A 12,440-nucleotide genomic window follows, 5' to 3' on the forward strand; every position below is an offset into this window, starting at 1 on the left:
TTACGAAAGGGATACAAATGACTTTTAAAACCTCCAAAAAACCCCAGGGGCTGATCATTGATGTTGATACCGTCGCATCATCCATTGCGTGCACCCAAAAAGAGAATGGAGAGATTCCCTGGAGCGTAGGAGAGAAAACAGATCCCTGGGATATGGTCGAATCAATAATGGGTTTGACCATTGGCGGCCTTGTTAAAGAGGCCAGAAAAGGCTTTGAATGGCTGCTGAATGAACAGTTGCCCAATGGAAGCTGGTATGCCTCGTATATAAATGGAATTCCGGAAGACAGAACCATGGATACCAATATGTCAACCTATCTGGCTGTTGGAGCGCTTCATCATTATACAATAACAGGCGACAAGGATTATCTTGCAAGGCTCTGGCCTGCTGTAAAGGCGGGGATTGACTTTGCCATGAGGATGCAGGCTCCTGACGGAGAGATCCACTGGGCCCAGAGTCCCGAAGGCAAGACAGATCCAATGGCTCTCCTGACAGGTTCCAGTTCAGTATTCATGAGCACAAAATGCGCGATAACAATGGCCGGTATCCTTGGGCATGACTGTGATGAATGGATGCCAAGACTCAATCTTCTTGGGGATTCCTTAAAAAACCGCAGGCACTCGTACAACGTCACCAAATCAAGATTTTCCATGGACTGGTTCTATCCCATCCTTGCAGGAGCCGTAACTGGCGAAGAAGCCCAGAAAAGACTTCACAAATACTGGAAGAAATTTGTCGTGGAAGGCATGGGAATAAGATGTGTGTCTGACCAGCCCTGGGTAACAATAGCCGAAAGCGCTGAGTTCGTTCTTGCCCTTCACGCCATGGGAAATGTAAATCAGGCTGAAATAGTTTTTAACTGGATACACGGCAGAACTTATGATGACGGCAGTTACTGGTGCGGTTTTACTTTTCCTGACATGGTCATCTGGCCAGAGGATAAGCTGACCTGGACAAATGCCGTGGTTCTTATGGCTGCTGACGCCCTTTACGGACTGACCCCGGCCTCCAACTTCTTTACCCATGATTTCTGGCGTTCCAGAAATCTGTGCTGGTAATGTTAGGCCACACTCATCGGCTTTTTGCAGAATCAAGTAAAGAATCTTTATAGAATAAGGTTAATATATTGAGAAGAGAGCATCGCCCTTATTATCTCAAAAGGGCATATATGAAATTTCAGAAGTTTTATGCAAAAAGATTTCTTAGTCCTCAATTCGACTCATACGGCATTGGCCAGACAGTTATAAAACCGTGGCATATAGAGCTTTTCGGGCCTTCCATTCGTGCAGGAAGCTTCAATACCTTCATAGCTGCCCAGGATAAAAAGGTCAGGCTTTCAGTCTGGTCTGACAATCCTGATGCTAAAGGCATAACAATCGGTAATTATTGTCTCATATGCCCAGGTGTGAGGATTTCCGCAGCGGCCGAAATAAATGTCCACGACAGCGTCATGCTTGCCAGCGGAGTTTATGTAACAGACGCTGACTGGCATGAGATTTATGACAGAGGTACTCCCATAGGAACCACTTCGCCTGTCACCCTTGAGGAAAATGTATGGGTCGGAGACAGCTGTATTGTCTGCAAGGGTGTTACCATCGGCAGAAACAGCATAATTGGCGCCGGTTCAGTTGTTGTTTCGGATATTCCTCCTGATTCCATTGCTGTCGGAAATCCGGCTAGGGTGGTAAAACAGCTTGATACCACAAGGGAGATGAGGACGAGGGCTCACTGGCTCGCAGATCCTAGAAAACTAAGCGCTGATTTCGATTCTATGGATAGAGACGCCCTTAAAAATAATTCAGTGCTGGACTGGATAAGATCCATTGTAAAACCAGGTACAAAAGACTGATTCCTAAGTATTTGGACTGTCAGGCATTTATTCTGGCTGTGTTCTTTTTAGATGCCGATAATAAACAGAAAACGATGGTTGCGTCATTTATGAGTTGATGGATTCGCAAAAAGTCAAAAAAGGGCGGCTGCGTCATGCCGGACTTGATTCGGCATCTTTGTATTTTCAGATGCTTCTGGATTCCGGCCTGCGCCGGAATGACAAGAATCGGACTTTTTGAGACGTTGTTATGATTTAAACCACATAGCCATAAAGTTTTTGCGGAGCTTTTTTCAAAAAGCGACTCGCCGAAGGCACACGCAGCCGGTGCGAAAGCCTTAGAGTTTGAGCACCTTACGAATCGGCTTTTTTTTAGGGCAAATTCATACAACAAGGCACCCGGTTTGATATCTGCCTCAATGCATATCTGTCTACCCCAAAATAAGAGGGCTCGATCAATATCCAATGGAATTTGAAAACAAGATAGGAAATGAATTAAAGGCAGAGGAGGAAAAAAAGCGCAAAAGAGAACTGATTCTGATCGTTGTGATACTTTCCTTGGTAGGTCTTCTTACTTATGTGGAAAGCCGCGTGGTGGATTTCGGGTCAGCTTTTCCCATTTCCAACACGATCCTTATGTTCATTTTGATCAATGTCAATCTTCTTCTTCTTCTTCTTCTGTTTTTTCTCGTTTTCCGAAATCTTTTAAAGCTTTATTATGACAGAAAAAGAAAAATAGCCGGCGCAAAGCTGAGAACCAGGCTGGTCATTGCCTTTATTACACTTACTCTCCTGCCCTCCATTGTGCTTTTTTTCTTTTCCATAAACTTCATATCAAAGAGCATAGCTTTCTGGTTCAATATCCCCATAGAACTTGTTCTTGAAAATTCATTCAAGTCAGGCCAGGAATTTTACAATTATATTGAAAAGGAAAACGCCTACGTCCTTGATAAAATAATTAAAGAATGCAAGGAACGGCCCGGAGCAGACGAAGATCTCAGAAAAGATGGAACGATAGCTGTCTTTATTTCAAAAATGCTCGAAGAATACGGACTTGATGCGCTGGAGGTCTATGATGCATCTGAGAACCGGTTTGCCGTCACAAAAGGGATAATGACCCAGAATATTCAGATAGATTCAATACCAGCAAGAGCGCTTCTTAAAAACTCGGAAAAATTTGATATCTGGTCAATCCGTGAGGAAATAGGCAAGTATGAAATTGTAAGAACAACAGGCGCTGTGTACGGCAAAAATGACAAAAAACAGCTGTCCGGTTATATAGCTGTATCAACCCGTCTTCCAATCGCGCTTTCAAGGAGTCTTTCCCAGGTTAATCAGGGAATGGAGGAATACAGACGAACAATTCTGCTTAAAGAGCCGGCTGAAAATATCTATTATCTTATCATGACCATTGTTGCCCTTCTTGTGGTTTTCTGTGCAATCTGGTTCGCATTCTACCTCGCAAAAACAATCACTACACCCATCATGGAGCTTGCTGAAGGAACCAAAAGGGTGGCAGAAGGTGATTTTAATTTCCAGATAGAGCCTGTGTCAGATGATGAAATCGGTGGCCTTGTGGATTCCTTTAACAGAATGACAAGGGAAATAGGCCTTGCCAGGGAGCAGCTTTCCCTAAGCAGCAGAATGCTTCATCAGCAGAACGCGGAAATTGAAGAGCGTCGCAGGTATATGGAGATAGTTCTTAAAAATGTTTCCGCAGGAGTCATTTCAATAGATCCGGTCGGGTTTGTCGCCACTGTAAATACTTCGGCCGAAAGAATGCTTGGAATAGCAAGCTCTGAAATTTTGAGAAGGGAGTACAGAATTCTTTTTCCGGATAACCCCGAATTTGAGGAAAAGATCAATCAGGCTATAAAATCTCCTGCCAAGGGTGTTGAGTTCCAGATGAATGTCATGGTAGGCGGGACTCCCAGAATTTTTATCGCCCATTGCAGCGCGCTTGCGGATGAATCAGGCAATCATCTTGGTATCGTAACAGTTCTTGATGATATTACGGAGCTTGAAAAAGCCCAGAGAATGGCTGCGTGGAGAGAGGTGGCAAAACGGATTGCCCACGAGGTAAAAAATCCATTGACCCCCTTAAGTCTTTCAGCCCAGAGATTGAGACGAAAATACCCTGAGATGCTTAATGAAAGCGTTTTTGATGAGTGCACCAGGACAATCATCACCCACGTCGATCTGATAAGGAATCTTGTAAACGAGTTTTCAACATACGCAAGGTTCCCGGCAGCTGTACTCCGGCCCTGTATACTTTCGGACATAATAACAGACACGGTTGCTCTGTATCATCAGAATTACAGCAATATAAATTTCATTCTTGAAATAAGTGAAGGTATTCCTGCCATTAATCTTGATCAGCAGCAGATAAAGCAGGCGTTGATAAACCTTTTTGAAAATGCAATTTCAGCGATGAATGGCACAGGAACCATATATATAATACATTCCTATGATCCTGTGACCAGAACAGCAAGACTCGACATAGAAGATACAGGGCCCGGAATACCTGACTCCGAGAAAACCAGGGTTTTTGAACCTTATTATTCGACGAAAAGAAGAGGCACAGGTCTTGGCCTTACAATCGTCAATTCCATAGTTTCGGATCATAAAGGCGTCATAAGGGCGCAGACTGGTTTTCACAATGGGGCGAGGTTTATTATGGAATTTCCGGTTTGATTTCTCTGTTTGATTTTTTTGTGACTAAATGGCAATCTTTCTGGAATATTATATGATTCTGAACCTTTATGATTATTTACAATAACCACTTCACTGCCTTACCGAGGAAAACGAGTATGAATATTAACAAATTGTTTGTGCTTATTTCGGTTTTTTTAATCTTTGCCGTAACATGCTTTGGTGAGGCCGAAAAAATAGCCAGGGTCAAAACAAAAGAGAATTATATCAGGGAGTCGGATCGATTCTATTCCCAGATTAAGGCCAAGGTTTTTTATGACGAGACGCTCCAGGTAATTGGAAAGAAAAATGAATGGCTTAATGTACGGTATAAGGACACAGAAGGCTGGATTCATCAGAGCGCTGTCTCGGAAAGCAGGAAGATGGTGTACACGCCTGTGATGCTTGGCGCTGACATAGATCCGGATGCTGAAAAGGAAAATCATGAAGTAGCATTGGCTGGTAAGGGTTTTACCCCTGATGTTGAAAAAAAAATGGGCGAAAATGATCCTTCCCTGAATTACGCTCAGATAGATGAAATAGTTAATAAGGAAACGCCACTTCAAAAAATTAGCAAATTTATGAAAGAAGGGGGGTTAAAGTATCCGAAATGAAAAAAATAACCCTTATATCCACCATGCTTTTTTTTATGCTGTTTTCTTCTTGTATGGAAGCGGTAAAAGTGACCACAAAATATGCAGTTCCAGCAATAGCCGTTACTGAAGGGGCCATAAAAGCCACCGAGGTTCTGGATGAACGCGAGGAATATTATCTGGGCAGAAGCGTTGGCGTTAATATTTTGAAATCATACAAATTATACACAAATCCAAAGCATACGGAATACGTGGATCTTGTGGGAAATTCCGTGGCCATGCATTCGGATAATCCTGAAACCTATGGCGGCTACCATTTTGCAATTCTTGACTCAAAAGAGATTAATGCCTTTGCCTGTCCCGGAGGAATAATTTTCATCACAAAAGGCCTTCTGGATATGCTTAAAACAGAAGATGAACTGGCAGCGGTTCTTGCCCATGAAGTTTCCCACGTAAATAATAAAGATGGAATGAATTCAGTCCAAACTTCAAGATGGACACAGCTTGCGGCCATCTTGGGATCTGCCGCAGCCAGGACATATGGTTCCGAAGGCTTTGGCAAGATAGTCGGAGTGTTTGAAAACTCGGTCAATGATATTGTCAGTACCATAGTCGTTAATGGCTATAGCAAGGATCAGGAGTTTGCCGCAGATGGAATGGCAGTAAGAATACTTGGTGCTTCAGGCTATGATTCAGGCGCCATTAAAAGAGTTCTTGCAGCGTATGGAGAAAGGGAGAAGTCCGACCACCAGGGCTTTTTCAAAACACATCCCGGAGCTGCCGGAAGAATGAAGAGGCTCGAAATGCTGGCACAGGAAGACAAGCCTGAAAATGCCACAGATGGCAGAGTTGCTGCCCAGGCCTTTGATTCAAGAAAAAAACGTTTTGAGGATGCTTTTGGCAGATAAACAGCAATATGCTAGGAACATTCAAGGTAAACTTGTTTGCCAAGATTTAAAAATGATGGTTTCGCAAGAAGTCAGAAAAGGGCTTCGGCGTCGTGCCGGATTTGATTCGGCATCTTTGTTTTTTTAGGGACTTCTGGATTTCGGCCTTCGCAGGAATGACGGTAATCGGGCTTTTTGAGATGTTATCAAAAATGGTCAGGTTGACTTTTATTTTATGTTGTTCTACTAAGTTCCCTTTAAATCTCAGAAATTTTTCATATGGAGGTGTGTCATCAGAATAATCAATACTCCAAAAGAAATGCAGGCTTTCAGCAATTCTGTCAGGGCCGAGGGAAAGACGATTGCTTTTGTCCCTACGATGGGATTTCTCCATGCAGGCCATGCGTCCCTTCTTGGACTTGGAAGGAAAAAAGCCGATGTACTTGTACTCAGTATTTTTGTAAACCCTTCCCAGTTCGGGCCTAATGAGGATCTTGACGCATATCCGAGAAATCTTGAGGGTGATTTTGCAATAGCAGAAAAAGAAGGAGTTGATGCTGTTTTTACTCCAAAACCAGGCGACATATATCCAAAAGGCTATCAAACATATGTTAACCTGGAAACACTCCCTGATCATCTCTGCGGACTTTCAAGGCCCGGTCATTTCAGGGGCGTTGCAACAGTTGTAACCAAGCTGTTTAATATGGTCAAACCCCATTTTGCCTTTTTCGGCCAGAAGGATTTTCAGCAGCTCGCTGTTATTAAAAGAATGGTGCTTGATCTTGATTTTGATATAGAGATCATTGGGGCACCGATTCTAAGGGAGTCTGACGGGCTTGCAATGAGTTCACGCAATTCATATCTGACCGCAGATCAGAGAAAATCATCGCTTTGTCTTTATCAGGCAATGTGCAAGGCCCGTGACTTGGTTGCAGCGGGAATTAAAAATACTTCGGAGATAATATCCGAAGCTGAAAAAATTATAAAAACCCAGCCTGGGGCAAAAATAGATTATCTTGCCGTGGTGGATCCGGATACTTTCGAAGATGTCAGTATCCTTGATAAACCATGCCTTTTTGCCCTGGCGGTTATAATCGGAAGCACAAGGCTGATTGACAACACGATACTGGCGCCTTCTGGCAGTAATAATTAATTCACTCTGCCAGTGGCATTAATCAATAATCATCAAGGGAAAAACCGATGAGCAAGGAAAAATTTCTTTTCACTTCGGAATCCGTAACTGAGGGTCACCCTGACAAGGTGGCCGACGCGATTTCCGATTCTATTCTGGATGCCATAATGGCCCAGGATACAAAATGCAGGGTTGCTTGTGAGACACTTGTGACAACCGGCCTTGCCTTTATTGCGGGTGAGATCACCACAAGCTGCTATGTTGATATGCCTTCGATAGTAAGACAGACCATTAAGGATATTGGCTACAATTCCTCTGAAATGGGATTCGACTGGCAGACATGTTCTGTAATAACCAGCATTGATCAGCAGTCTCCTGATATTGCCCAGGGAGTTGATGAGGGTGAAAACAAGGAGCAGGGTGCAGGTGACCAGGGGCTTATGTTTGGTTATGCTGCTGACGAAACTCCTGAACTCATGCCAATGCCAGTTATGATGGCCCACAAGCTGACAAAAGGCCTTGCCGATGCCCGCAAATCAGGCAGAGCCTCAATTTTCAGGCCAGACGGAAAAGCCCAGGTCACCATTGAATATGAAGATGATATTCCAAAAAGAATAGATACAATCGTCGTATCTACCCAGCATACGCCTGAAGCGACCCATGCCATGGTCAAGGAAGCTGTAATGGAAGAAGTAATCAGAAAGGTTCTTCCACTCCATATGCTTGATGACAAAACAAAATATTTCATCAATCCGACAGGAAAATTTGTAGTCGGTGGACCTATGGGCGACTGCGGACTCACGGGCCGCAAGATCATCGTTGACACCTACGGCGGACAGGGTAGTCACGGCGGCGGATGTTTCTCAGGGAAAGATCCGTCCAAGGTTGACAGAAGCGCTTCCTACATGGGCAGATATGTCGCAAAGAATATAGTTGCTTCTGGCCTTGCAAAACGCTGTGAAGTCCAGATTGCATATGCAATCGGTGTTGCAGAGCCTGTGTCTGTTCTTGTGAACACAATGGGAACGGGCATTGTTCCAAATGATGTAATAGCCCAGGCCGTAAGAAAGGTTTTTGAGCTCAAGCCGGCGGGAACAATAAAGCAGCTTGATCTTTTAAGACCTATCTACAGGCAGACTTCTGCGTACGGGCATTTCGGAAGAACCGAGCCTGAATTCAGCTGGGAAAAAACTGATCTTGCCAAAAAACTCAGGGATGTTGTTGGCGTTTAATCCCTGATTATTCGGATAATTTAAGGGGGGAAGCTTGAAGTCTGGCTTCCCCTTTTATTTGGCAAGGGTTGAAGCCAGAAACTATAAATTGATTATTTCCATTCCGGAGTCTGTCATCTCCGCAAGGCCCATTTCCTCGGCAAAATTGAAAACCTTATCCATCTTGGAATTTATGACCCGACCGTCATTTCCGGTCATTGAGAAGCCTATTTCAGCTTTTTCCCAGTTGTCATTTGAGCCGACTTCAGCGACGGATACGTTGAAATTGTTCTGAATCCTCGCAATCATGGACTTGACTATACCGCGTTTTTCTTTAAGGGAGAATACGCCGTGGAGCCGGAATGTCATTGAGCCTATGCCTACCACCATTTTATGGGACTCCCAGTTTTATTTCAGTTAGCAGATGTGTTTGTTTATACTGTGGTGGATATCATCTGTAAATTATATTTATAAGTGTTTCAAACTCTTCTGTTCGTGTTTTTATATGAATATCAGTGCTATAAATGCGCTTTTTGTCTTAAGTACCATGGCTGAAAACATCTGGTAACACATTTTTTTGTTGATATAAGTTGCATGTGTCTGCCTTCAGTCTATAATTTGAATTTAATTATTAATGATCTCGCAAAAAGTCAAAAAATGGCTTAATCGTTATGCCGGACTTGATCCGGCATCTTTGTATTTTCAGATACTTCTTGATTCAGGCCTGCGGCGGAAAAACGAAGATTGGACTTTTTGCGACCTTGTCAATTTTTGAAGCTCCGTTATTTTAAAAAAATATTAATTATTTAGAGATTAGGTATGCGATTAACTTTATCAGGCATTATCAGCGTTTCTGCATTAGTGGTGTTTTTAATGATTCTGACTCTGTTCTGGGCAGGACCGGTTTTTTCCGAAGTTGTTAAGGCCGGAGTAATTTCTTTTTCCCCATATTATATTGTGGAGGGTGGAGAGGTGAAAGGCGGTGTCTATACTGATATTCTGGAAAGAATGATGGAACGTGCCGGCCTGAAATACTCTATCCAGGCTTATCCGGTTGCCGAGCTTTTTTCAGGTATTGAAAATGGAGATATCCAGATATGGATGGGGACTCCGGTTAACGGAGCCATTTCAAGTCCAAGAAAAATTGCCGAGGCAAATATCCTTGTTTACACTCCGTCATCAGTTTCACCGCCCTCTTCAATTGACGGGCTTTCAGGAAAAAGGGTGCTTGTGATTGACGGTTATAATTATGGAGGCCTTCTGAAAAAAATGTCCGAGCCTTCACGCAGTATCATTCTTGATCGTGTAAGATCCCATGAAACAGCTTTTAAAAGACTTTCTTCAGGTCTTGAAAGGTTTGTCGTGGATTATCAGACACCTGCTGAAAAGACGATTTCCGATATGAAGATAAAAAATCTCAAATCCCATATTTTAAGCACGGTTGATGTCAAAATATATGTCTCTAAAAAAGCCCCTGATCCTGAAAAACTCATGGAACAGCTCATGAAGGCATATGAAGCGCTTAAGGTTGAAGGGCATTTTTAGAAATGACAACGCAACTTGCAGCAGCTCATCCATTTTCCAGCTCAAGCAGCTTGAAGTAATAATAATGAAGGCGTCGTCATTCCGGCCTGCGCCAGAATGACATAAATCGGATTTTTTGCGACCTTGTCAATAATAATGACCTTTACCGTAAACTTATGATATATTGGTTAACACTAAAAAATGTTTAAATAAGTTGTAAGCATATTAGGTTGTGTAACTCATAAGTCTATTGCGTTATTGTCTTTTTAACTTTTCTTGTTTGTCGCCATCCCCCCAAAAAAGGAGATATTTATGAAAAAAAAGCTTTCCGGAATACTTGTGTCAATGGTTTTATCTGTTTTTTGTCTGGCAACCTATTCATATTCAGCGCCCCTTGAAATAGGCGCCCTCAATTTTCCTCCGTATTATAATGTGGAGAATGACACAACCATCACAGGCGGTTATTATGTCGATATGCTGAAAATGGTTTTTGAAAGGGCAGGGGTTGAGTATACTTTAAAGGGATATCCAGCAAAAAGACTTTACACCAATGTCGGAGACGGCACGACCCAGGTCTGGATGGGTACGCTCGGAGTCGCGGAATATGAGGGAAAGACAATAGTAAGTCCAAAGCAGACCTCAGAGATAAATCTCGAGGTTTACACACTTGGTTCTGCTGATCTGCTGCCAAAAACAGTCGATGATCTTAAAGGAAAGTCAGTAATAACAATCTTTGGCTATAATTATGGCGGAACACTAAAATTTTTGAATGATCCACAGAACAACATTAAAGCCGAACCTGCCAAGACACATGAGTCAGCCTTCAAGATGCTCCAGGCTGGCAGGGCTCCGTTTGTTCTTGATTACAGGGAACCTGCAACAGAGACTCTTGCAAAGCTTAACATTCCTGATATCAAGAAAAACTCCATTAAAAACCTTGGGATTTATATACACATAAGCAACAAGGTACCGGACGCCCAGGCAATCATGGATAAACTCATGAAAGCCTACGATGAGCTAAAGGCAGAAGGCAAAATAAAATAATTCGAAAATCCTGGATGTCTGTTTTTTAAATCATGGCATCCGGGCCCTGATGATCACAAAACATAAGGGTTTCTCCTGCCTGGGAACGGAGGGAATTCATGGCTTTAAAAAAAAGATGTTTTTTATTAATATTTTTTTTTGTCGCCTGCATGGAACAGTCTGCCATATCTGAACCTTTGGAAATCGGGATGCTTGATTTTCCTCCTTATTATATTCTTGGCAAAAATGAAGAAGTAAAAGGCGGACTGCTTGTCGATATGCTTGTCAAAATATTTGACAGGGCAGGGATTGAGTACACGCTTGCCGGATATCCTCCAAAACGTCTTTATTCCAATGTAGGCAAAGGGATAACACATATATGGCTTGGAACACTTGGTGTTAGCGAGTATGAAGGAAAGACTATTGTAAGCCCAAAAAAAATGGCTGAGATAAATCTCCATGTTTTTTCTATGAACAAATCTATTCCGCTGCCAAAGAGTCTTAATGAACTTAAAGGAAAATCCGTAATAACCATATTCGGTTATAATTATGGCGGGGTAATAAAATTTCTTGAAGATCCTGCCAATAATATTGTTCTGGAGCCGGCAAAAACCCACGAGTCAGCATTTATGATGTTAAAGATGGAAAGGGCAGGGTTTGTTCTGGATTATATTGAACCTGCCGGCGAAGCTCTTTCCAAGCTTAAGCTTTCAGACCTGTCCCATGCACCGATAACAGAACTTCCTCTCTATATCCATATTGCAAAGACACTTCCGGATGCCCAGCAGATCATGGACAGACTCATGAACGCCTATGAAGAGCTCAAAAAAGAGGGCAAACTGTGAATAGGCATATTACTCCGGCTATGTGATAAATTCTGCTTTTTAATAAAAAATGTGCGGGATGAATGTCATCCCGCACATTGTGTTTTGATTAATTAATTTTCCGTGAGCCTTTAAGCGGACCTATATTTCAATTTCTGCTTCCGCGTTTTCAAAAAGGCGTTCCATATCCGTTTTTTTAGTTCTGAATAGACCAAAAAACATAATACACCTCCTGATAAAATTAAACCCTTCGCGCCGCACAAATAATGGGCTTTAAATTTTATGGTTTATTGCTTTTAAAGCTTTTATTCATTGCTGCATTGCGGTCGCTGTCTTTAAGGAGAAATTAAGGCGCGGATTTTTATTGTCAAGTGTAAGCTATTATAAAATATTATACAGGCTTTAAAATTAATGTATTCAGGTTCAGTTTTATTCCTGTATTTAGAGCTGGTCTGGAAAAATTGGACAGCCATTTAAGTGAAAATCTGCTTTATTAGAACATCAAAAAAAAGGAGCAGAAGAATGGCAAAAGGAATCAGAAGAAATCACGGACCAGCATTCAAGGCTAAAGTGGCGTTAGCGGCTTTGAAGGGAGACAAAACCCTCTCGGAATTATCCGATCAGTTTGGTGTGCATTCCAATCAGATATCAGCCTGGAAGAAAGAGCTTGAACAGAATGCCTCAGAACTGTTTGATCGTGGAAAAAGGAATGATGAAACAGGATTGG

Annotated in this window: 12 protein-coding genes; 11 read left to right on the forward strand and 1 reads right to left on the reverse strand. The window is 42.4% G+C overall.

Going from position 1 to position 12,440, the window contains the following annotated elements; all coding sequences use genetic code 11:
• Positions 1-17: 17 nt before the first annotated feature.
• The 7 genes from K245_RS23880 (at position 18) to metK (ending at position 8,363) form a co-directional block, all read left to right on the forward strand.
• Positions 18-1,058, forward strand: coding sequence for a prenyltransferase/squalene oxidase repeat-containing protein (locus K245_RS23880; protein WP_035276939.1), 1,041 nt, complete (start codon positions 18-20; stop codon positions 1,056-1,058).
• A gap of 110 nt (positions 1,059-1,168) precedes the next feature.
• Positions 1,169-1,849, forward strand: a complete 681-nt coding sequence (locus tag K245_RS28485; RefSeq protein ID WP_156906764.1) for an acyltransferase — start codon at positions 1,169-1,171, stop codon at positions 1,847-1,849.
• Positions 1,850-2,293: 444 nt separating this feature from the next.
• Entirely contained in the window at positions 2,294-4,522 is a 2,229-nt protein-coding gene (locus K245_RS0110095) for a sensor histidine kinase (protein WP_051284022.1), read from the forward strand.
• 116 nt (positions 4,523-4,638) lie between these two features.
• The gene (locus tag K245_RS0110100; RefSeq protein ID WP_027359197.1) at positions 4,639-5,133 is read left to right on the forward strand and encodes an SH3 domain-containing protein; all 495 of its coding nucleotides are present in this window, start codon (positions 4,639-4,641) and stop codon (positions 5,131-5,133) included.
• Positions 5,130-6,020, forward strand: a complete 891-nt coding sequence (locus K245_RS26555; protein WP_051284023.1) for a M48 family metalloprotease — start codon at positions 5,130-5,132, stop codon at positions 6,018-6,020. Before K245_RS0110100 ends, K245_RS26555 begins: the two co-directional genes overlap by 4 nt.
• A 280-nt stretch (positions 6,021-6,300) precedes the next feature.
• Positions 6,301-7,152, forward strand: a complete 852-nt coding sequence (panC, locus tag K245_RS0110110; protein ID WP_456297551.1) for a pantoate--beta-alanine ligase — start codon at positions 6,301-6,303, stop codon at positions 7,150-7,152.
• 47 nt (positions 7,153-7,199) lie between these two features.
• A complete protein-coding gene (metK, locus tag K245_RS0110115) occupies positions 7,200-8,363 on the forward strand; it encodes a methionine adenosyltransferase (protein WP_027359199.1) in 1,164 nt (387 codons plus the stop codon).
• An 81-nt stretch (positions 8,364-8,444) separates the two neighbouring features.
• On the opposite strand, the gene K245_RS0110120 is transcribed toward metK, so the two are convergent.
• Positions 8,445-8,732 carry a DUF503 domain-containing protein gene (locus K245_RS0110120; RefSeq protein WP_027359200.1) on the reverse strand — a complete coding sequence of 96 codons (288 nt, stop codon included), beginning with the start codon at positions 8,730-8,732 and terminating at the stop codon, positions 8,445-8,447.
• Positions 8,733-9,215: 483 nt separating this feature from the next.
• Between K245_RS0110120 and K245_RS0110125 the strand changes: the two genes are divergently transcribed.
• From K245_RS0110125 to K245_RS0110150, 4 genes are all read left to right on the forward strand, one after another.
• Positions 9,216-9,887 carry a type 2 periplasmic-binding domain-containing protein gene (locus K245_RS0110125; RefSeq protein ID WP_027359201.1) on the forward strand — a complete coding sequence of 224 codons (672 nt, stop codon included), beginning with the start codon at positions 9,216-9,218 and terminating at the stop codon, positions 9,885-9,887.
• Positions 9,888-10,178: 291 nt separating this feature from the next.
• Complete coding sequence (locus K245_RS0110130; RefSeq protein WP_027359202.1) at positions 10,179-10,910, forward strand: substrate-binding periplasmic protein; 732 nt, start codon at positions 10,179-10,181, stop codon at positions 10,908-10,910.
• Between the two features lie 98 nt (positions 10,911-11,008).
• Positions 11,009-11,734, forward strand: coding sequence for a substrate-binding periplasmic protein (locus K245_RS0110140; protein ID WP_156906765.1), 726 nt, complete (start codon positions 11,009-11,011; stop codon positions 11,732-11,734).
• Positions 11,735-12,235: 501 nt separating this feature from the next.
• On the forward strand, positions 12,236-12,440 hold a 205-nt coding region (locus K245_RS0110150), incomplete at its 3' end, for a helix-turn-helix domain-containing protein (protein ID WP_027359204.1).

It is taken from the genome of Desulforegula conservatrix Mb1Pa, assembly GCF_000426225.1.
GTDB lineage: Bacteria > Desulfobacterota > Desulfobacteria > Desulfobacterales > Desulforegulaceae > Desulforegula > Desulforegula conservatrix.